The sequence below is a fragment of the Mycolicibacterium thermoresistibile genome (assembly GCF_900187065.1).
GTDB classification, from domain to species: Bacteria; Actinomycetota; Actinomycetes; order Mycobacteriales; family Mycobacteriaceae; genus Mycobacterium; species Mycobacterium thermoresistibile.
The window spans coordinates 2,240,532-2,259,993 of the sequence record NZ_LT906483.1 but is presented as its reverse complement, the minus strand read 5'-3'; the positions used below and the strand labels follow the sequence as shown (position 1 = coordinate 2,259,993).

The window sequence follows — 19,462 nt, the reverse complement described above, 5'->3', positions numbered from 1 at the left end:
CGGCAGGCCGTCGCCGTTACCCGGTTATCCCGTGGACTCCGCGTCGGCGCGGCGCCGGCGCCCGACCAGCTCGGACCGCACCGCCGCGGTGAGCCGCCGGTAGCGGCCGGTCTCCGGGTCCAGGAACCAGGCGGTGCGGGACGCTTTCGGCACCCCGGCCGCCCGCAGCGGTCCGTCCAGCGGGCGATAGGTGGCGCTCAGCTCCATCGACGGCACGACGTGCACGATGTCCGGCGGGCTGCCGACGGGGAGGTCGGCAAGCGCCTCGGACAGATCGGCGGAGGGAAGGCTGCCGCCGGGCCGCAGTTTCAGCGCGGTCACCGCGAGCTGTCTGTCCCCCACCGGCACCGGGTAGGTCACCGCGAGATCCACCGGCCCGATCCGCCCGGCGGCGTCGTTGACCGCGGCGGCGTACACCGGCCCGCGCGCGGTGTGGATGACCGCGCCGCGGTTACCGACCAGCCAGAAGTCGCCGTCCTCGTCGCGGCGGAACAGATACTCCGTCGACACCCAGGTGTCCGCCGGCGCGAACACCCCCCGCTTGATCGACGCGGTCGGATCGACGGGTCCGCGCGGCCGGGCCAACAGCACCCCGACCTCGTCGGGTTCGGCGCGGCGCACGAACCCCCGTTCGTCCTCGAGGATCAGGTCGTCCTCGGGGTCGTAGGCGCCCAGCTCGAGCTGCCGGACGCCAGGCAGCGGCCGGCCCTTGCTGCCGATCTTGGCGCCGGAGACGTTCGCGAGCACGGCGTGCCCGTCGGTGGTGGCGAAGAACTCGACCACCTGGGCCGGCTCGAAGATGTCGACGACCCGCTTCCACAGGCCGGTCGGCATACCCGAACCGATGAACAGCCGGACCGGATGGCCGCCGCTGAGCGAGAACCCGGGATCGTCGATCACCTCGCCGAGCATCGCCCAGGTGTAGGACACCACCGTGACGCCGTACTGACGGAGCTCGTGGACGAAGCGGTCCGGTCGCAACCCCCGCGACAGCGCGATCCGCGAACCACCGACCACCGCACCGCCCAGCGCCACCAACAGACCGGACTGGTGGTGCAGCGGGGTCAGACAGTAGACGGTGTCGCCGCGGCCCAGGTTGGCCGCCGACGCGGTGCCGAACGCCGACACCGCCCACCGGAAGTTGGTGATCTGGCGGGCCACCAGCTCACCGTCGGTGCGGCTGAACGCGATGAACGCCAGATCGCAGGCCAGCCCCGGATTGGGCCGGTACCAGCCGGGCAGCTCGACCTCGTCGGGGTCGATCTGCTCCATGTCGACGATGTCCGCGACGTCTTCTGACAGGGTCAGGTTCAGGTCGCGGTTCTCCCCGCCGCCGAGGACCAGCACCCGCTGGCCCAGGGCACGCGCCGCGTCCAGATGTCCGGGGTCGGCGATGATCTCGGTCACCGCGCCCAGCCGGGCGGCCTCGGCGAGGTCGGCATCCGGCGGTATCAGCACCGCGACCGCACCCAACCGGGACAGCGCGGCGATCGCCACCAGCGCGCTGGGCCGGGTCTCCATCAGCACGCCCACCCGGGTGCCCTGCCGCACCCCCACATCGATCAGCCCGCGCACCACGTTGTTGATCCGGCGGTCCACCGCCTCGTAGGTGTGCACCCGGCCGTCGAACAGCAGGCATTCGCCGCGCGGGGCGTTGCGGGCCTGTTCGGACATGATGCGGCCCAGCGAGATGCGGGTGTGGTCGGTGATCTGCCCCAGGCGGGTCAGCCGGGGCAGGGTGCGCGCGGTCTCGACGGCCAGGGTGCGCGCCGAGCGGTTCGCCGCGACCACCGCGTCGGCCGCGGTGCGGGCCAGGGTGAACACCATCTCCCCGGCGGCGGCGGTGCCGTGCGCGACCCGGGACGCCAACGTCACACCGGTTTCGTCCGGGTCGGCTGCCTGCGGCGCCATCGGCGCCACCTGTTCGGGCATCTCGGTGCCGCCCTCGATCCACTTCACCCACTTGGCCACCGTCGGCCACGTCTGGCTGGACGCCTTCGACCCGACGACCAAACCGAAATGTCCTGCGCGGATGGTGAACTCGTACACATCTGCGTCGGGCGCGGCACGTTTGATGCCGCGCACCGACGCCGGTTGGCCGATGTCGTCGACCTCACCGACCACGGCCAGCACCGGGCACTTGATGTCGGACAGCGTCACCAGCTCACCGTTGATGGAGAAGCCGCCGGTCATCATCCGGTTGTGCGCGATGAACTGTTTGAGCAGTTCCGAGATCGCCGGTCCGGACCAGGCGATCCAGCCCTCCGACGCCAGGAATCGGCGCTGCTGTTCCCGCGGCAGCAGCGCCTCCCGGTCATGCAGCTGCCGCAGGAACTCCAGCCGGGCCTGCGCCGTCTTGACCGGGTCGAGCATCTGAAATCCGGTGCGTGCCAACCAACCCGGGATGTCGATGCGGCTGAACACGTGGTCGGCCATGAAGTCGGCGGCCGCCGCGGCCGGCCCGGCGGGCAGGTTCAGCGGCAGGGCGGCCAGGGTGTCCACCGGGGCGCCGAACGCGATGATGCTGGCGAGGTCCTTGGAGCGGCGGTAGGCCGCGGCCTGGTAGCAGAACATCCCGCCCTGGGAGTAGCCGGCCAGGTGCACATCACGGCCGGTGACCTGTTTGACGACGTCGATGGCCTCCGACAGCGCCACCACATGGTCGGCCAGGTTGCGCTGCATCCCGCCTTCGATCTTGTCCGGGGATCCGAAGTCGATCACCCACGGGTCGATGCCCGACCGGTGCAGGATGCCGACCGCACCGCTCTCCCGGGTGACATCCCACATGTCGGCCGACATCATCATCGGGTGCACCATCAGCACCGGGGGGCCCGGTGGCGGCGCCTCGGGCCGGGTGTCCGGCGGGAAGTACCGCCGCAGCCGGTACATCGGCACACTCTGGATGATCTGGAACGGGGAGGGCGCCATGTCGGTCTGCAGACCGCCGTAGCGCAACACCTCCAACCCGTTCTGCGCGGTGGCCACCAGCCGTTCCACCGGCTTGGAGATCGCTTTCAAGTTCACCACCGCCGCGCTCCTCTTATCCCCTCGCTGTGTGCCCGCTTTCCGGCTCCACAGCCATCTTTGCACAGCGTGCGGAGGTGGCCGCCGCGATCACCGGGGAGGTCATCGGGCCGGTTCGGCCCGCGCGCCGGAACCCGTACGACTGAAGACCAACCGCCCGTCGCGCCACAGGGCGAGGCCCACCGGTGCACCGCCGGTCGACACCTGCTGCAGCGCCGCGGTCAGCGGTGCGCCGACATCGATCGCCGGGCTGGGCAGGCCCAGGGCCGCCGCCGGGTTCACCGACACCAGATCGACGGTCCGTGCCAGCGGCGCCACCCCGTTCCGGGCGAGGATGTGAGGCGCGGTCTGCAGGGCCGCGGGAAGGTAATCGGAGCACAGGATGTCGCAGACGCCTGCGGACACCGCCGCGGCCGCCAGCACGTTGCCCGGCGAGGTGGACCGCCCGCGGTAGGCGTTCGGTGCGCCGAGCACCACGTGCATGCCGCGTTGCCGGGCGTGCCGTGCGGCGGCCATGGTCAGCGGGAATTCGGCGATCCGCGCGCCCAGTTCGTGGCTCTGCTCGACGTGCTCGGGGGTGCGGTCGTCGTGACCGGCGAACGGGATGCCCCGGGCCACGGCCAGGGCGGCCACGTCGGCGCGCCGGCCGTCGACGCGGGCCAGCCGGGCCGGGTCGACCGCGAACACCTCCTCGACCTCGGCCTCACTCACCCCCCAGTCCTCGGCGTAGAACGCGCGGGTCTCGGCGAGCGAACCGAACCGGCTCCGCTGCACCGACGTCTCGATCAGCGAGATCAGCGCCACCCGGGACGACGCCGCCAGCACCGCGTGCAGCGCGTCGACCGCGCCGTCGTCGGTGAGTTCGACCCGGGCGTGGATGCGCCAGTCGCAACTCAGCGACGGGCCCAGGTCCTCGACGACCGCGGCGAGGCGGGCGGCATCGGCGATGTCGATGCCCTTGTGCGGCGAGTGTTCACAGCGGGCCGCCACGCACACCGTGGCGATTCCGGACGCGGCGCATTCGGCGTCCAGGGCGGTGATCACCGCCGCGTGGTCCAGGGTGACCCCGGCGCGGGGCCGGCGCCGCTGCACGAGGTTGTCCAGGTGCAGGTCGACAGCGGCCGGCACCAGCAGCAGGCTGCCGGTCGGCATGTCGTCCGGCGCTGGATCGTACGGTGGCGCACCGGGATCCGGATCGATCGCGGTGACGCGGCCGGCGGCGTCGAGGCTGACCGTCGCCGAGGGCAGCACCGGTCTGCCCCGGCCCGGAACGACCGTCACCCGTTCGATCACGGTGTGTGCCATGTGAGTCTTCCTTCCCTCAGCTCACCGACCTCGGTGGCGATCGACGTCAGCTCCGTGCGGGGCGCCGCGGTCACCACCACCGCCGCACCGGCGGCGACGATGCGTTCCAGTTCGGCCGCCAATATCCCGGCCGGACAGCTTCTTTCCGGCTGGTCGAGGACCACGAACGGGCGTCGGGCGGCCAGCGCCGCGGCGAGCGCCACCGCGTCCCGGTCCCGGGAGCGCAACCGGCCCACCGCGCACGTGGTCACGTCCACCGCCTGCAGCTGCCGCAGCGTCCTGATCGCCGACGGGCGGTCGCAGCCGGCGGCCCGGGTCACCGCCGTCACGGCGGGCACGGTGGGTGGTGCGGCCACCGGTTCGTCGAACCTGGCGATGTGGCGGCCGCGCAGCCAGGCCACGGTGCGGGCGGGTGCGGTGGCGAGGTCGACCTGTTCCCCGCCGAGCCGGTAGCCGATCCGCCCGCCGTCCGGGCGGTACGTTCCGGTCAGACACCGCGCCAGCGTGGTCTTGCCCGTCAGCGGCCCGCCCACGATCAGCGTCAGCGTGCCGGGCCGTGCGGTGAGGTCGACACCGTCGAGCACGGCGCCGCGGCCGGACGGTCCGGTCCCGAATTCCTTGGTCAGGGCCCGCACGGTGATCTCGTGCGCGGCGCCGCGTCGCGTGGTGTGGCTCATGTCAACCTCGACGACACCAGCAGCTGGGTGTACGGGTGCCGAGGGTCTTCCAGAACCTGTTCGGCGACACCGTCTTCGACGATCCGGCCGTGATACACCACCAGGATCCGCGACGCCAGGACCCGCACCGCGGCCAGATCGTGGGAGACCACCACCGTCGCCGAGTCGAGCCGCCCGGTGACCCGCTGCACGGCGTCGAGCAGGCCGGCCTGCACCGAGGGATCCAGCCCGGTAGTGGGTTCGTCGAGCAACAGCAACCGGGGCGGATCGACCAGTGCCCGGGCCAGCTGGACCCGCTGCTGCATACCGCCGGAGAAGGTCTCCAACGGGTCGGTGTGCCGTTCCGGGTTCAGGCCCAGCTCGGTCAGCATCGCCCCGGCCCGGTCGTGGATGGCGCCGAAACCGCGCCAGCCGCGTTCCAGAAGCCGCTGCGCCACATTGGCCTCCGCCGCCAGCCGGAGGTGCAGACCGGCGGCGAGCGCGTTCTGGTGCACCATCACCACCGCCGACCGCCGGACCGGCTCACCGTCGATGCGGACCGAGCCGGACACCGCCGTCCCGGCCCGGTACAGGCAGCGCAGCAGCGTGGTCTTGCCCGAACCGGATTCGCCGACGATGCCGAGCACCTCACGCGGGCCCACATCGAAGGTGGCGGCGTGGATCGCGATGATCGACCCGCAGATCGGGCAGCGGTTGGTGCCGGCCGCCGGGCCGGTGTGTTCCACGCAGTCGGGGCAGCCGGGCCCGTACCGGTGCGACAGTTCGCGCACCGACAGCACCGGTTCGGGCGGCAGCAGTGTCGGGACGGGTCCCGGCGCGGCGTCGACGGTCATGAGGCACCGCCGCGACGTTCGTGGCAGGCGTCGATGTCGCTGCAGCACCACAGCAGGCCGGTGTCCGGGCCGGCGGCGTCGGTGGGCACCCGGTAGGAGGTGGTGCCGGCGCACCGGTGGCACGGCGCGGCGGCCATCTCGGCCGTCAGCGGAACATCGTCGAATTCCAGGGGGCGTACCGGCGTGTGGGGCGGCAGCGCGGTGATCCGGGCGCGTCGGCCGGCGCCCAGCAGGATCGGATGCGGGCGACGGTCCAGCCTCAGCACGTCGTGGCGGGGTATCGGGCTCGGGCTCATCAACCGGGTCCCGTCGACCAGCACCGGGTGGTCGGCGCCGGTGCGCGGCCCGCCCAGCCGCACCTGGGCGTCGTAGAGGTCCAGCCATGCCGGCGAGTAGTCGCCGGCGGCGTGGCGGCGCCGCGCCTCGAGTTCGTCCGGGATCACCCGGCGCAACGGCTCGGGGTGCGGAACCTGCAGCACCAGAATCTGATCCGGGCGCAGATCCGCCTCCGGTATGCGGTGCCTGCTCTGGATGATGGTCGCCGCGCGGGTGCTCGTGGTCGCCCCGCACTGTGCCGACCGGCTGATCAGGTCGCGCATCGCGGCCGCGTTGACCGAGTGGTCGTCACCCTGGTCGATGACCTTGACCACGTCGGTGGGTCCGACCAGCGCCAGGGTGACCTGCAGTCCCCCGCTGCCCCACCCCCGCGCGACCGGCATCTCCCGGGACGCAAACGGCACCTGCCAACCCGGGATCGCCAGCGCCTTGAGGATCGCGCGGCGCACGGTGCGCTTGGTGTCCTCGTCGAGGTAGGCGTACGCCTGGGTGCGGCCGTGGCCGGCGGCCAGCCGGGCCACCGTCGGGTGCTCGGAAACGGTTGTCATGGTGCTTCTCTCATGCGGCTCTCGGTCATCGGTGTGGTGGGGTCCGGCACGGCCCGGGCCAGGTAGGCGGTGAAGCCGGCGTAGTGCGGCAATCTGAGGTGTTCGACGAAGCCGTTGGTGGCCGGCCCGTCGGTCGCCGCCAGCACCGTCTGAGGGTCCAGCAGCAGTGGTTCGCGCAGTTCCCGGTCGGCCTGCATGGCGGCGTCGAGCAGGGCCAGTGCGATGGCCCGTCGTTCCACGGTGCCCAGCGACGCCCCCCAACCGGTGGCCAGCCCGGGCCGCCCGTCGACCTCCGCGTCGAGCACCACCTCCACCTCGGTGACCGGCACCTCGGCGGCCAGACAGGGCACACCGGTGCGCGGGTGCGGTACCCGGACACCGGCCACCCCGACGGTGAGCTCCACCAGGACGGCCTCGGAACGCCGGCCCAGGATCAGTGCCGCGAGGGCGACCAGCGCACCGGTCTCTCCACGCGCCAGCAGGGCCAGCACCGCCGCCCGCGGATAGGGCGGCGCCGGCACCGTCGCGGCCGGATCGGCCCCGTCACCGTCGACGGGTGGACGCCGCATCGCCACACCGTCGATGAGATCGCGCACTCGCGGTGTGCCGGCCCGGGTGGGTGGTTTCGCGTCCGGTCCCGGCCCGGGCGGCTGTTCGGGCGGTTCGGGCGCCGCCGGCCCGTCGCCGGGCGCGGGTTGGGACCAGTCCAGCTCACGGGGCATGAGTTCGGGTGCCGCACCGAGCCATTGACCGCCGGGGATCTGCGGGTAGGCCGAAGACAGCCGACGCAGCACGACCACGTCGTCGGGGCGAACCGCCGCCGCGGCGACATGGGGCTGGGTGGCCGCCCAGACCCGCAGCATCGACACGGCATGGGCGATGTCGCCGCGCGACTGGTGCAGGGCCCGGCGGGCCACCGCCGGTTCCCACAGTCCGGCCTCGGCGCACAGTTGTTCCTCCAGCAGCGAGGTGTCGGTGCGCTCGCCGCCGCCGGGCCGATGCGTCACGAGGGCGCGGGCCGCCTCCAGCCCCGCGGTCTCCCGCATGGTGGCGTACATCAGACCGTGACCCCCGGCTGGACGGACACGCTACGCGGCAGCGCCGTCACCTGCTGACCGGTCACCACGAACAGGTCCACGCCGCACGGTGCGGCCGCGTTCGCCGCGGTGAAGGCGTGTACCGCCAGGTCGTCGAGCGCGATGTGGGCGGTGGTGTGTCCGTGGACACCGGGCCCGCTGACGACGACCGGTATGGCCGGACCGGATGCCGCGATGACGATGGAGGCGCCGGCCTCCGGGCGATCGGTGCTGCCGCGGCGGGCCCGGGTGATCGCGTCGGCCGCCGGGCCGTGTACCAGCACCCAGTCCGCATCGGACAGCCCGGTCGTCTCCGCACCGGTGTGCGCGATCACCGCGGCGCCGAGACGCTGGACCAGCGCCGGGCCCGCCACGGCCAGCGTCAGACCCCGGTCCAGCAGCGCCAGCAGGATCGCCGCGGCGCCGTCGAGGTCCCGCTCCCCGCACAGCGGCACCGGCCGGGGCAGCCGGATAGGTGTCCCGGGCGCGCACATCGCGCGCATCACCGCCAGGAAGGTTTCGCGTCCGTCATGAACCATGTCCCACATCACGTCTCGTCCACCCTCGTCGTCCGCACCATCTCGGCCCGGTCGGCGTCGCGGCGGGCCCGGGCCTGCTCGGCGGCGCGGCACAGCTCGAGCACGCGGCCGGCGTGCGGTCCGCGCCGCTCGCATTCCGCGTCGCACACCGCCGCGGCCACCGCGCCGACCAGGTCGTGGCCGGGGCGTATACCGTCGCCGCGCACCCCGGAGAGCGTCACCGCGCAGCGGGTCAGCGCCACATGGCCGAGCACCACCGTGGTGTCGCCGGCCCCCGGCACCGGGACCCGTACCGGCGCGCTCACCGACTCCGGTCCGGCGGTGACCTCGACCGCCACCCCTGTGGCCAGGATCTCGTCGGCCAGCTCCTCCAGGGCGGACCCGTCCGCCGCGGACAGCGCCTCGGCCCGCTGTTCGGCCCTCATGCCAGATCCACCGTCAACTCCACCCGGTCACCGCGGAAACGGTGCCGCACCACGGCCACCGGTGCCCCGTGCTGATCCACGTTGAGCCCCCGCATCTCCAGCACCGGAGCACCGGTGCGCAACCCCAGATGCTGTGCCTCGGCCAGGTCCGCCAGCACCGCGGAGAAGCTGCGGTAGGCCCGCCGCATCCGGACGCCGAAGGTCTGCCACAGGAAGTCGAACAGCGACGTGCTGCCGGACCACTGCTGCGCGATACCGGGGAAACGGTCGAGGGCGATCGAGGTCACCGACACCGACCACGGTTGTCCGTCGACGTGCCGCAGCGTGGTGGTGGTCAGCACCTCCCCGGCGGTGTGCAGTTCGGTGCGCAGCCTGCGACACCGGGTGGTCTCGGCGCCCAGCACCTCGATACGCACCGGGTGTCCGAGTTCGCGCATACCGCGGGTGAAACTCGCGTCCCGCGTGGCTGAGAGGCGGTAGCGAACCGGCTGCCGGGCGACGAACGACCCTCTGCCGTGGACTGTTTCGATGATCCCACGCTGTGCGAGCTCATGCAGGGCGCGGCGCACGGTGAGCCGGTTGACGCCGAACTGCCCCGACAACTCCGCCTCGCTTGGCAGCCGGTCGCCCGGCCGGGCCCGCTCGATCAGCCGCGCCTCCAGCACCTCGCTGAGCTGGCGGTACAGCGGACGGTCGGCGAACCGGTTGATGGTCGTGGACCGCATCGGAGTGGCCGTCCGGGTCATGTCGCCTCCACCGCCGGCAGGACGCGCCGCCGGATCGCCGCGGAGATCCGTTCGAAGACGATGACGACCGCGAGGATGCACAGGATGATGGTCAGCGCCTCGTCGTAGCGCAGCAGCGTCATCGAGGTCGCCAGCTCGATACCGATACCGCCGGCCCCGACCAGCCCCAGCACCACCGAGGAGCGTGCCGAGGATTCCAGCGCGAACATCGATGTGGTCACGAACGACGGCAGACAGGCCGGCAGCACGCCGCCCAGGAGCACGCCCGACCGGGTCGCCCCCAGCGCGCGCAGCGCCTCCAGCCGGCCGGGCTCGAGATCCTCGATCCGTTCGGCGAAGAACCGGCCGCAGAAGCCCATCACGTCCACCGCGATGGCCAGCACCCCCGCCTCCGGTCCGAGCCCGACCGCGATCACGAAGATCAATCCCCAGACCAGATCCGGGATGGTGCGGCTGACCGTCACGATCAGCCGGCTGACGGTGTACAAGGACCAGTGCGGGGTCGTGTTGCGGGCCGCCAGCACGGCCAGCGGAAGGCTGGCCAGCACTCCGAGCAGGGTTCCGAGCAGCGCCATCTGCACCGTGACCAGCAACGCGGCCAGGATCGGGCCGAGCCGGCCGGTGTCGGGCGGCACCGCGTCCTGCACGAACTCACCGAGCCGGAACACGCCGGTGGCCAGCGAGTCCGGCCGCACCGCGGCGCCCTGGGTCCAGCCGTGGACCAGCAGCGCACCCACCACCAGCACGATCACCAGAGTGGGCACGCCGGGGCGGCGCAGCCGCGGCGGCGCACTCCGGCCGGTGGTGCCGGTCGCCGTCGTCATGTGTCTGCCCGCGCGAAGATCGGATCCAGTCGTGCCGTATCGCACGACCGGGCGGGTTGATCGAAATCCAGTGTCCCGTTGCGCAACCCGATCACCCGGTCGGCATACCGCAGGGCGAGGTCGATCTGGTGCAGGGCCATCACCACCGTCACTCCGCCTTCGGTGGCGACCGAGGTGAGCAGCTCCAGCACGGTGTTGGCCGAACTCGGGTCGAGGCTGGCGACCGGCTCGTCGGCGAGCACGATCCGTGGGCGTTGCATCAGCATCCGTGCGACCGCGACCCGTTGCTGCTGACCGCCGCTGAGCGTGTCGACCCGGCGATCGGCGTGATCGGCCAGCCCCACCCGCTCCAGAGCGCGCATCGCCTCCCGCCGGACCTCCCCCGGTGCGGTCAGCGGTGACGCGCACCGGGTGCCGCGCCGGCCCATCGCCCCGTGCACCACATTGTGGAAGGCGGTGAGCCGCGGCACCAGATGGAACCGCTGGAACACGAATCCGACATCGCGGCGCAGTGTCCGCAGTTCGCGCCGGGACGCCGCGGTGACATCGGTGTCGCCCAACGTGATCCGCCCGCCGACGGGTTCGACCAAACGCACCAGGGAGCGCAGCAGAGTCGACTTGCCGGCGCCGTTGGTGCCGATCAGCGCGACCGTTTCGCCCTGCCGGACGGTCAGATTCACGCCGGCCAGCGCGTCGGTGCGACAGCGGCGGAACCGCACCCGCAGGTCGGTCACCTCGATCGCAGTGGACGTGCCGGGCGTGGCCGTGCGCGCCGCGGTGGGATCCGGCGGCGCGGTGGGAGCGCCGGTGGCCGGGGCGGTCATCGTCAGTTCCCGAGGAATTCGGAGAAGTCGTCGACACCGACGGCGCGGTACATCGACCGGACCTCGTCGTAGTCCCGGTCGGTCACCTCGACGAGTTCGGCGTTCTGGTACTTGGCGTTGTCCTTGCCCTCCAGCATGGCCGCCAGCAGCTCGTCGTAGTGTCCGGTGAACGTGTCGCGGATGGTGTCGATCGTCTGCTCGTCGAGCCCCGCCCGGGCCATCAACAGATCCGGCGGCAGCACCGGTCCCTCTTCGAGCAGCGGAAACCGCTCGGGATCGGCCTCGTCGGCGAGGAACTCCTCGTAGTCGTGGCAGCCCACCCCGACGGCGGCGACGTCACCGCGTTTCAGCGCGGCGTGCACCGCGTCGCCGATGGTCAGCACCTCGATGTCGGCGCCCGGGTTCAGGCCGGCGTCGACGAGCATCTGAGACGGTCCGAGGTGGCCGCTGGTGGATCCGACGTCGGTCATGGCGATCTTGGTGCCGCGCAACTGCTCCACCTCGGTGATCCCGCTGTCGGCGGTGGTGTAGATGCAGGAACGGTAGTTGTCGCGCTCGAACGCCACGATCGGTTCGGCGCCGGTGCGCTCGTGGATGACGACGTATTCGGCCGGTCCGGTGAACACCACGTCGACCCGGTCGGCCTGCAGCGCCGCCGCGGCGGCGGTGCGGTCGGTGACCGCAAAGAAGTCGATCCGCAGGCCGGACCGCTCTTCGAAGGTGTCCTTGAACGCGCCGAACTCGCGTTGCAGTTCCTCCAGACCCTGAAGGTCGGTCACCGCCAGGCGCACCGTGCCGCCCCGCGGTTCACTCGTGGATTCGCTGCCGCATCCGACCACGACGGCCGCCGCGGTGAGCGCGGCCGCCGCGCCGACGAAGATCCTGCGTCCTGACATCGTTTTCCCGTTCCCGTAGCTCCACCAGATGGCATCTAGATGTGTAGACAACGGCGCCGAACTGCGGGTGAACGGTGATCGACGGCGAAAACAAGATCACATGTCGGACCGCATATCATCGCCGGGAGATGGCGAACCTGATCAATCTGGAACGTGTGACCGTCGGCTACGGCACCCGGGTGTTGCTGCACGAGGTCAGCCTGGGCGTCGCCGACGGTGACGCGATCGGGGTGGTCGGCCGTAACGGGGACGGCAAGTCGACGCTGCTCGGGGTGCTCACCGGCGAGCGTGAACCCGACTCCGGGCGGGTCACCCACACCTCCGGTCTGTCGGTCGGATATCTGCGCCAGGGCGACGATTTCGGCGACGCCTCGATCCGCGAGGTGATCGTGGCGGGCCGGCCCGACCATGTCTGGGCCGCCGACCCCACCACCCGTGAGGTGGTCGAGCAGTTGCTGGGCGGGATCGACCTGGACGGTTCCGTCGACACGTTGTCCGGCGGTGAACGGCGCCGGGTGGCGCTGGCCGCGGTGCTGATCGGCGGCCACGACGTGCTGGTGCTCGACGAGCCGACCAACCACCTCGATGTGGAGGTGATCGCCTGGCTCGCGGCGCATCTGTCCGGGCGGACCGCACGGCGCACCGGGGCGCTGGTGGTGGTCAGCCACGACCGCTGGTTCCTCGATGCGGTCTGCACCACCACCTGGGAGGTGCACTCCGCCTCCGGAAAGGGCACCGTCGACGCCTATGAGGGCGGATATGCCGCATATGTGCTGGCCCGCGCCGAGCGGATGCGGCTGGCGGCCACCGCCGAAACCCGTCGCCGCAACCTGCTGCGCAAGGAGCTGGCCTGGCTGCGCCGCGGACCGCCGGCCCGCACGTCGAAACCCAAGTTCCGGATCCAGGCGGCCAACGAGCTCATCGCCACCGAGCCGCCGCCGCGGGACTCCGTTGTGCTGCAACGGTTCGCCACCAGCAGGCTGGGTAAGGACGTGTTCGATCTGCACGGCGTCCGGCTCGAGGTCGGCGAACCGCCGCGGGTGGTTCTGGACAACATCGACTGGTCGATCGGCCCGGGCGACCGGATCGGGCTGGTCGGGGTCAACGGCACCGGCAAGACGTCGGTGCTGCGGATGTTGGCCGGACAGCTGCAACCGACCGCCGGAACCGTCAAACGCGGGGCGACGCTGAAGATCGGTTATCTCAGCCAGGCGCTCGACGAGCTCGACGGCTCCGACCGGGTGCTCGATGCCGTGGAGAACCGGCGCCGAATCACCGAGCTCGCCGGCGGCCGGGAGATCAGCGCGGCGACGCTGCTGGAGGACTTCGGCTTCACCGGTGACAAGCTGACCACCCGGATCGCCGATCTGTCCGGCGGTGAGCGCCGCAGGCTGCAGTTCCTGCGGCTGCTGCTCGACGAACCGAACGTGCTGCTGCTGGACGAACCCACCAACGATCTCGACATCGACACGTTGACGGTCATCGAGGACTACCTGGACGGCTGGCCGGGCACCGTCATCGTGGTGACCCACGACCGCTACTTCCTGGAACGGGTCAGCGACGTCACCTATGCGCTGACCGGCGGCGGGCGTTGCGATCTGCTGCCCGGCGGGGTCGACCAGTACCTCAGTGACCGGGCCGGTGACCGGGCGGCACGGAAGGCCCCGACGGCGAAGTCCCCCGCGGCGACCGGAGCCGGAGCCGGCAAGGGCGAGTCGCCGGCCGCACGGCAGCGCCGTATCGCCAAGGAGCTGACCCGCATCGAGGGCCAACTGAGCAAGATCGACGGGCAGATCGCCGCACTGCACGAGGCGATGGCCGCCGCCGCATCCGATCATGTGCGGTTGGCCGAGTTGAACACCGAACTCGGCGAACTGCAGCGACGCAAAACCCGACTGGAAGAGGACTGGCTGATCACCGCCGACGGGTGACCACCCCGACGTACCGTGGGGTGATGAGAACCACGACACTGGGCGTCACGGCGTTCGCGGGGGCGGCTCTGCTCCTGGTCGCGTGCGGGTCGTCCGATCAGACCGAGTCCACCGTGACCGTGACCGAACCGGCCGCGACCACCGAAGCCACGACCACCACCGGGCCCGCGGGGCCGGGTGAGCAGAACGCCCCGCCGGCCGACGGGACGCCGATGCGGCCGGCCCGCGATCAGTGCGTCCGCATCGATCCGGCCCCCGACGGCCGGTATCAGGTGTTCGAGGCCGGCTCGGCGGTGGTGACGTTCGCCGACGGCCGGTTGACGGTGGAGTCGGTCACCCCCGCCGAGGGCTGGACCCATCAGGTCGACGAGCGGGAGCCCGGCGAGGTGGAGATCGAGTTCCGCCGCGACGCCGAGCAACTCGATCTGGAGCTCGACGTCGACGACGGCCGCCTCGAGGTGAAGATCTGCAACGACGACGATTGACCAGCGACGATTGACCAGCGGCGATTGACGGGCGGCGACTGACCGGCTACCGGGGCAGCACCCGGGCCAGGAACGCCAGCTGATCGGCGGTCACCCGGCGCCGGACGTCGTCGCGGTCGAACTCGAAATGCGCATGGTCATACGTGCGCAGCTCACCCCGGGGGGCGCGCCGGGCCAGTTCGGCCGCCTTCTCCGCCGGCGTCTCCGCGTCATTCGCACCGAGGCACACCAGCAGCGGGGCACGCACGAACGACGCGTGGGCACCGGGCCGGTAACGCCACATGTCCCACAGCGACCGCGGGGCCACCTCGTTGCGCCAGGTCGCGCTCGTCATCGCGTCGACGGTCTGCTGCGCCCGGGCGCCGGCGATCACGGCCGTCTCCCCCGCCGGACCGACCTGTTTGATGTACACCGGCGACAGTCCCAGCGCGCCGCGGGTCGCGTCGCGGACCATCACCGCGAGCAGCCGCAGCGTCGCCGCCGTCGACCTGCCCTCCACCTTCCTCGGGAAGCCGTTGTAGGGGATCTGCGCGATCACCGCCGCGATCCGCGGATCCCGCGCCGCGGCGGTGACCACGTGACCGCCGCCCAGCGACGTGCCCCAGAGCACGATCCGGTCGGGGTCGACCCCGGGATGCGTGCGGGCGTGCCCGACGGCGGCGGCGATGTCGTCGAGCTGATCGGCGATGTTCACCAATTGCCTGGGCAGCCCGGAGCTTTCACCGAATCGGCGGTAGTCGAGGGTGAGCGCGAGATATCCGGCCCGCACGAAGTCCCGGGCGGTGGCGGTGAACGCCGGGGTGTCCTGGGTGCCGCCGAAACCATGGCACAGCACCACACACGGCTTTCGCGCATCGGCCGGCCCGGGTGCGTCCCCGTACAGCCGCCCGACGCAGGTCTCACCGCCGGCGGGGAAGGTGACCGGGGTGCTCACCCCTCCAAACGTAGGCGCAGCCGCGACGCCGTGTCACGCACCAAGTCGAGTTGGCGGGCCACCTGGACCGGTGCGGTGCCGCCGCGCGCGTCGCGGGCGTTGACCGACCCCTCGACGGTGAGCACCTCGCGCACCTGCGGCGTCAGCTCGGGATGGATCTCGGCGAGCTCGGCGTCGCTGAGTTCCTCCAGCCCGATCCCGCGCGCCTCGGCCGCCCGGACCGCGGCGCCGGCCGCCTCGTGCGCCACCCGGAACGGCACCCCGCGCCGCACCAGCCATTCGGCCATGTCGGTGGCCAGGGTGTAACCCAGCGGCGCGAGCTCGGCCATTCGTGCGGTGTCGAACGTCAGGGTGGCCACCAGACCGGTCATCGCCGGCAACAGCAACCGCAGTTGCGCCACCGAATCGAAGACCGGTTCCTTGTCCTCCTGCAGATCCCGGTTGTAGGCCAACGGCTGGGCCTTCAACGTGGCGAGCAGACCCGCCAGGTTGCCGATCAGCCGGCCGGACTTGCCGCGGGCCAGCTCGGCGATGTCGGGGTTCTTCTTCTGCGGCATGATCGAGCTGCCGGTCGACCACGAGTCGTGCAGCGTGACATAGCCGAATTCGGTGGTGCTCCAGAGGATGATGTCCTCGGCGAGCCGGGACAGATCGACCCCGGTCATCGCGAACACGAACGCCGCCTCGGCGGCGAAGTCACGGGCGGCGGTGGCGTCGATGGAGTTGTCGGCCGCGGCGCTGAAGCCGAGCTCCTCGGCGATCGCGTCGGGGTCCAGTCCCAGCGACGACCCGGCCAGCGCCCCGGACCCGTACGGCGACACCGCCGCACGGCGGTCGAAATCCAGCAGCCGGTCCACATCGCGGAGCAGCGGATGCGCATGCGCGAGCAGATGGTGGGCCAGCAGCACCGGTTGCGCGGACTGCAGATGCGTCTTACCCGGCATGATCGCGGTGGGATGCGCCGCGGCCTGATCCGCCAGGGCGTCGACCACGTCGAGCACACCGGCGCCGACGGAGCGGACGGCGTCCCGCAGCCACAGTCGGAACAGCGTGGCCACCTGGTCATTCCGCGACCTGCCGGCCCGCAGCCGGCCACCCAGTTCCGGCCCGACACGTTCGATCAGGCCGCGCTCCAGAGCACCGTGCACGTCCTCGTCGGTGTCGTCCGGGACGAACCGGCCCGCCGCCACGTCGTCGGCCAGCCGGTCCAGCCCATCGAGCAGACCGTCGCGTTGCTCATCGGTGAGCAGCCCGGCGCGGTGCAGCACCCGCACGTGCGCCTTGGACGCGGTGATGTCATAAGGGGCCAGCGCCCAGTCGAAATGGGTGGATTTGCTCAGCGCCGCCAGCGCATCCGACGGCCCGCCCGCGAACCGCCCACCCCACAGCGATCCCTTGTTGGTGCTCACTGGCCCTGCAGGTCCCGGCGGGCCGAGATGCTCGACGACAGGCCGTGGATCTGCACGAAGCCCTTGGCCGCCGACTGGTCGAAGGTGTCGCCCTCGTCGTAGGTCGCCAGGTTGAAGTCGTACAGCGACTTCGGGCTGCGGCGCCCGTTGACCGCGATGTGGCCGCCGTGCAACACCATCCGGATCTCACCGGTGACGTGCTCCTGGGTCTTGGCGACGAACGACTCCAGCGCGGTCTTCAACGGTGAGAACCACAGACCGTCGTAGACCAGCTCGCCCCACTTCTGGTCGGTGATGCGCTTGAACCGGCCGAGCTCACGTTCCAGCGTGACGTGTTCCAGCTCGGTGTGCGCGGTGATGAGCACCATCGCGCCGGGCGCCTCGTAGATCTCCCGGCTCTTGATGCCCACCAGCCGGTCCTCGACCACGTCGAGGCGGCCGACACCCTGTTCCCCGCCGCGCCGGTTCAGCTCCTCGATCGCCTGCAGCGGCGTCACCGACCGGCCGTCGATGGACACCGGCACACCCTGCTCGAAACCGACGATCACCTCGTCGGGGGTGCTCCAGTTGACGGTCGGGTCCTCGGTGTAGCTGTAGACGTCCTTGGTCGGGGCGTTCCACAGATGCTCCAGGAAGCCGGTCTCCACCGCGCGGCCCCAGACGTTCTGGTCGATGGAGAACGGCGACCGCTTGGTGACGTTGATGGGGATGTTGTTCTCCTCGGCGAACGCGATCGCCTTCTCCCGGGTCCAGGCGTAATCCCGCACCGGCGCCAGCACCTCGAGATCCGGCGCCAGTGAGGCGAACCCGACCTCGAAGCGGACCTGGTCGTTGCCCTTGCCGGTGCAGCCGTGCGCGACGATGGTGCCGCCGTGCTCTCGGGCCGCCTTGACCAGGTGCTTGACGATCAACGGTCGGCTCAGCGCCGACACCAGCGGGTAGCGGTCCATGTAGAGGGCATTGGACTGGATCGCGGGGACGCAGTAGTCGTTGGCGAACTCGTCGCGGGCGTCGATGACGATCGACTCCACCGCGCCGCAGTCCAGGGCGCGCTGGCGGACGACCTCCATGTCCTCACCACCCTGCCCCAGGTCGATGGCCACCGCCACCACCTCGCGACCCGTCTCCTTGCCGATCCAGCTGATCGCCACCGAGGTGTCGAGACCGCCGGAGTACGCCAAGATGACGCGTTCGGACATGTGATCGTTCTCCTTAATTGCAGATGTGCTATTGCAGCTTCTCGATGTTGGCGGCCAGTTCGGCGCCCGTCATGGGTTCGCGCGCGACTACGAAGATGGTGTCATCACCGGCGATGGTGCCGACCACGTAGGGCAGCGCAGCCCGGTCGATGGCGCTGGCCAGATAATCCGCCGCGCCCGGCGGGGTGCGCAACACCGCCAGATTGCCGCTGGAGTCGGTGGACACCAGCAGCTCCCCCAGCAGCCGGGACAGCCGTTCGGTGCCGCCGGACACCCCGCGCACCGGGCTGCCGTCCTCGGGCACCACGTAGACCCCGCCCCCGCCGTCGGCGCCGCGCAACTTCACCGCGCCGAGTTCCTCCAGATCACGCGACAACGTCGCCTGGGTCACCTCGATCCCCTCGGCGGCCAACATCGCGGCGAGTTCGCTCTGGCTGCGCACCTCGTGGGTCGACAGCAGCGCCACGATCCGCGCCTGGCGGCCGGCGCGGGTGGTGGCGACCTCCGGACCGCTGCTGGTCATCGACGTCGCTCCAGCAGCCAGGTGAGCAACGCCTTCTGGGCGTGCAGCCGGTTCTCGGCCTCGTCCCACACCGCGCTCTGCGGTCCGTCGATCACCTCGTCGGTGATCTCGTGGCCGCGGTGCGCGGGCAGGCAGTGCAGCACCACCGCCTCCGGGTCCGCCTCGCCGAGCAGGTCGGCGTTCAGCTGGAACGGCCGGAACGGCCGGACCCGGTCCCGGCCGTCGTCCTCCTGGCCCATCGACGTCCAGGTGTCGGTGACCAGGACGTCGGCGCCGGCGGCGCCGCGCCGCGGATCGTCGGTCATGGCGATGGTGGCGCCGGTGCGCCGGGCGCGTTGTTCGGCGGCGGCCACCACCTCCGGATCGGGGGCGAACCCGGCGGGTGCGGCGATGGTGACGTGGATGCCCGCGGTGACGCCGCCGAGCAGCAGCGAGTGCGCCATGTTGTTGGCGCCGTCACCGAGGTAGGTCAGCCGCAGCCCGGCCAACGAACCCTTACGCTCGGCCAGCGTCTGCAGATCGGCGAGCACCTGGCACGGGTGGAACTCGTCGGACAGCGCGTTGACGACCGGGACGGTGGCACCGGCCGCCATCTCGATCAGCCGGTCCTGTCCGAAGGTGCGCCACACGATCGCCTCGACGTAACGGGACAACACCTTTCCGGTGTCGTGCAGCGTCTCGTCGCGGCCGAGCTGGGTGGTGTTCCCGTCCACCACCACGGCGTGACCGCCGAGCTGGGCGATGCCGATCTCGAACGAGAACCGGGTGCGGGTGGAGTTCTTGTCGAAGATGACCGCCACCCCGCGCGGCCCCTCCAGCGGACGGTGCGACAGCGGATCCCTCTTCAGCTCGGCGGCCAGCGCGAGCACCTCCGCCTGCTCCTCGGGCGTCAGATCGTCGTCCCGCAGGAAATGGCGGATCACCGTGC

General features: G+C 71.4%; 19 protein-coding genes. 2 read left to right on the top strand and 17 right to left on the bottom strand.

Features of this window, described 5'->3' with window-relative positions; all coding sequences use genetic code 11:
• Window positions 1-24 precede the first annotated feature (24 nt).
• The 12 genes from CKW28_RS10560 to CKW28_RS10505 all read right to left on the bottom strand — a co-directional run bounded on the left by CKW28_RS10560 (window position 25) and on the right by CKW28_RS10505 (window position 12,053).
• Entirely contained in the window at window positions 25-3,027 is a 3,003-nt protein-coding gene (locus CKW28_RS10560; protein ID WP_003923785.1) for an acyl-CoA synthetase, read from the bottom strand.
• 99 nt (window positions 3,028-3,126) lie between these two features.
• Window positions 3,127-4,329 carry an alpha-D-ribose 1-methylphosphonate 5-triphosphate diphosphatase gene (locus CKW28_RS10555; protein ID WP_003923786.1) on the bottom strand — a complete coding sequence of 401 codons (1,203 nt, stop codon included), beginning with the start codon at window positions 4,327-4,329 and terminating at the stop codon, window positions 3,127-3,129.
• Window positions 4,314-5,006 carry an ATP-binding cassette domain-containing protein gene (locus tag CKW28_RS10550; RefSeq protein ID WP_003923787.1) on the bottom strand — a complete coding sequence of 231 codons (693 nt, stop codon included), beginning with the start codon at window positions 5,004-5,006 and terminating at the stop codon, window positions 4,314-4,316. Before CKW28_RS10550 ends, CKW28_RS10555 begins: the two co-directional genes overlap by 16 nt.
• Window positions 5,003-5,839: an ATP-binding cassette domain-containing protein gene (locus CKW28_RS10545; RefSeq protein WP_003923788.1), complete on the bottom strand. Its 837-nt coding sequence runs from the start codon at window positions 5,837-5,839 to the stop codon at window positions 5,003-5,005. The genes CKW28_RS10550 and CKW28_RS10545 overlap by 4 nt, the downstream gene beginning before the upstream one ends.
• Window positions 5,836-6,723: an alpha-D-ribose 1-methylphosphonate 5-phosphate C-P-lyase PhnJ gene (locus tag CKW28_RS10540; protein ID WP_040546003.1), complete on the bottom strand. Its 888-nt coding sequence runs from the start codon at window positions 6,721-6,723 to the stop codon at window positions 5,836-5,838. The genes CKW28_RS10545 and CKW28_RS10540 overlap by 4 nt, the downstream gene beginning before the upstream one ends.
• Window positions 6,720-7,781 (bottom strand): carbon-phosphorus lyase complex subunit PhnI, encoded by a 1,062-nt coding sequence (locus CKW28_RS10535; RefSeq protein ID WP_003923790.1) that lies wholly within the window; start codon window positions 7,779-7,781, stop codon window positions 6,720-6,722. Before CKW28_RS10535 ends, CKW28_RS10540 begins: the two co-directional genes overlap by 4 nt.
• Window positions 7,781-8,347 carry a phosphonate C-P lyase system protein PhnH gene (locus tag CKW28_RS10530; protein ID WP_003923791.1) on the bottom strand — a complete coding sequence of 189 codons (567 nt, stop codon included), beginning with the start codon at window positions 8,345-8,347 and terminating at the stop codon, window positions 7,781-7,783. The genes CKW28_RS10535 and CKW28_RS10530 overlap by 1 nt, the downstream gene beginning before the upstream one ends.
• Window positions 8,347-8,763: a phosphonate C-P lyase system protein PhnG gene (locus CKW28_RS10525; RefSeq protein WP_003923792.1), complete on the bottom strand. Its 417-nt coding sequence runs from the start codon at window positions 8,761-8,763 to the stop codon at window positions 8,347-8,349. Before CKW28_RS10525 ends, CKW28_RS10530 begins: the two co-directional genes overlap by 1 nt.
• Window positions 8,760-9,509, bottom strand: a complete 750-nt coding sequence (locus CKW28_RS10520; RefSeq protein WP_234785064.1) for a GntR family transcriptional regulator — start codon at window positions 9,507-9,509, stop codon at window positions 8,760-8,762. The genes CKW28_RS10525 and CKW28_RS10520 overlap by 4 nt, the downstream gene beginning before the upstream one ends.
• Entirely contained in the window at window positions 9,506-10,333 is an 828-nt protein-coding gene (gene phnE / locus CKW28_RS10515; RefSeq protein WP_003923795.1) for a phosphonate ABC transporter, permease protein PhnE, read from the bottom strand. The genes CKW28_RS10520 and phnE overlap by 4 nt, the downstream gene beginning before the upstream one ends.
• Entirely contained in the window at window positions 10,330-11,157 is an 828-nt protein-coding gene (locus CKW28_RS10510; protein ID WP_003923796.1) for a phosphonate ABC transporter ATP-binding protein, read from the bottom strand. The genes phnE and CKW28_RS10510 overlap by 4 nt, the downstream gene beginning before the upstream one ends.
• Before the next feature lie 2 nt (window positions 11,158-11,159).
• Window positions 11,160-12,053, bottom strand: a complete 894-nt coding sequence (locus CKW28_RS10505; RefSeq protein WP_003923798.1) for a phosphate/phosphite/phosphonate ABC transporter substrate-binding protein — start codon at window positions 12,051-12,053, stop codon at window positions 11,160-11,162.
• 128 nt (window positions 12,054-12,181) lie between these two features.
• Here CKW28_RS10505 and CKW28_RS10500 point away from each other — a divergent pair, with 128 nt between their 5' ends.
• Together CKW28_RS10500 and CKW28_RS10495 are read left to right on the top strand one after the other, a co-directional pair.
• Window positions 12,182-13,984, top strand: a complete 1,803-nt coding sequence (locus CKW28_RS10500; RefSeq protein WP_040546028.1) for an ABC-F family ATP-binding cassette domain-containing protein — start codon at window positions 12,182-12,184, stop codon at window positions 13,982-13,984.
• Between the two features lie 23 nt (window positions 13,985-14,007).
• Entirely contained in the window at window positions 14,008-14,469 is a 462-nt protein-coding gene (locus CKW28_RS10495) for a hypothetical protein (protein WP_131588005.1), read from the top strand.
• Window positions 14,470-14,515: 46 nt separating this feature from the next.
• Here CKW28_RS10495 and CKW28_RS10490 read toward each other — a convergent pair whose 3' ends face one another.
• The 5 genes from CKW28_RS10490 to argF are packed head-to-tail and all read right to left on the bottom strand — an operon-like array spanning window position 14,516 to window position 19,457.
• Window positions 14,516-15,403 (bottom strand): alpha/beta hydrolase, encoded by an 888-nt coding sequence (locus tag CKW28_RS10490; protein ID WP_003923802.1) that lies wholly within the window; start codon window positions 15,401-15,403, stop codon window positions 14,516-14,518.
• The gene (argH, locus tag CKW28_RS10485; RefSeq protein WP_003923803.1) at window positions 15,400-16,812 is read right to left on the bottom strand and encodes an argininosuccinate lyase; all 1,413 of its coding nucleotides are present in this window, start codon (window positions 16,810-16,812) and stop codon (window positions 15,400-15,402) included. Before argH ends, CKW28_RS10490 begins: the two co-directional genes overlap by 4 nt.
• Window positions 16,809-18,011, bottom strand: a complete 1,203-nt coding sequence (locus CKW28_RS10480) for an argininosuccinate synthase (RefSeq protein ID WP_003923805.1) — start codon at window positions 18,009-18,011, stop codon at window positions 16,809-16,811. Before CKW28_RS10480 ends, argH begins: the two co-directional genes overlap by 4 nt.
• A gap of 28 nt (window positions 18,012-18,039) precedes the next feature.
• Window positions 18,040-18,534: an arginine repressor gene (locus CKW28_RS10475; protein ID WP_003923807.1), complete on the bottom strand. Its 495-nt coding sequence runs from the start codon at window positions 18,532-18,534 to the stop codon at window positions 18,040-18,042.
• Complete coding sequence (argF, locus tag CKW28_RS10470; protein ID WP_003923808.1) at window positions 18,531-19,457, bottom strand: ornithine carbamoyltransferase; 927 nt, start codon at window positions 19,455-19,457, stop codon at window positions 18,531-18,533. The genes CKW28_RS10475 and argF overlap by 4 nt, the downstream gene beginning before the upstream one ends.
• Window positions 19,458-19,462: the final 5 nt, after the last annotated feature.

What these genes read in the sequence shown, in the direction of transcription:
- CKW28_RS10555 (WP_003923786.1), bottom strand. Translation starts at nt 4,329, where the DNA reads ATGGCACACACCGTGATCGAACGGGTGACGGTCGTTCCGGGCCGGGGC.
- CKW28_RS10550 (WP_003923787.1), bottom strand. Translation starts at nt 5,006, where the DNA reads ATGAGCCACACCACGCGACGCGGCGCCGCGCACGAGATCACCGTGCGG.
- CKW28_RS10545 (WP_003923788.1), bottom strand. Translation starts at nt 5,839, where the DNA reads ATGACCGTCGACGCCGCGCCGGGACCCGTCCCGACACTGCTGCCGCCC.
- CKW28_RS10540 (WP_040546003.1), bottom strand. Translation starts at nt 6,723, where the DNA reads ATGACAACCGTTTCCGAGCACCCGACGGTGGCCCGGCTGGCCGCCGGC.
- CKW28_RS10535 (WP_003923790.1), bottom strand. Translation starts at nt 7,781, where the DNA reads ATGTACGCCACCATGCGGGAGACCGCGGGGCTGGAGGCGGCCCGCGCC.
- CKW28_RS10530 (WP_003923791.1), bottom strand. Translation starts at nt 8,347, where the DNA reads ATGTGGGACATGGTTCATGACGGACGCGAAACCTTCCTGGCGGTGATG.
- CKW28_RS10525 (WP_003923792.1), bottom strand. Translation starts at nt 8,763, where the DNA reads ATGAGGGCCGAACAGCGGGCCGAGGCGCTGTCCGCGGCGGACGGGTCC.
- CKW28_RS10520 (WP_234785064.1), bottom strand. Translation starts at nt 9,509, where the DNA reads ATGACCCGGACGGCCACTCCGATGCGGTCCACGACCATCAACCGGTTC.
- phnE (WP_003923795.1), bottom strand. Translation starts at nt 10,333, where the DNA reads ATGACGACGGCGACCGGCACCACCGGCCGGAGTGCGCCGCCGCGGCTG.
- CKW28_RS10510 (WP_003923796.1), bottom strand. Translation starts at nt 11,157, where the DNA reads ATGACCGCCCCGGCCACCGGCGCTCCCACCGCGCCGCCGGATCCCACC.
- CKW28_RS10505 (WP_003923798.1), bottom strand. Translation starts at nt 12,053, where the DNA reads ATGTCAGGACGCAGGATCTTCGTCGGCGCGGCGGCCGCGCTCACCGCG.
- CKW28_RS10500 (WP_040546028.1), top strand. Translation starts at nt 12,182, where the DNA reads ATGGCGAACCTGATCAATCTGGAACGTGTGACCGTCGGCTACGGCACC.
- CKW28_RS10495 (WP_131588005.1), top strand. Translation starts at nt 14,008, where the DNA reads ATGAGAACCACGACACTGGGCGTCACGGCGTTCGCGGGGGCGGCTCTG.
- CKW28_RS10480 (WP_003923805.1), bottom strand. Translation starts at nt 18,011, where the DNA reads ATGTCCGAACGCGTCATCTTGGCGTACTCCGGCGGTCTCGACACCTCG.
- CKW28_RS10475 (WP_003923807.1), bottom strand. Translation starts at nt 18,534, where the DNA reads ATGACCAGCAGCGGTCCGGAGGTCGCCACCACCCGCGCCGGCCGCCAG.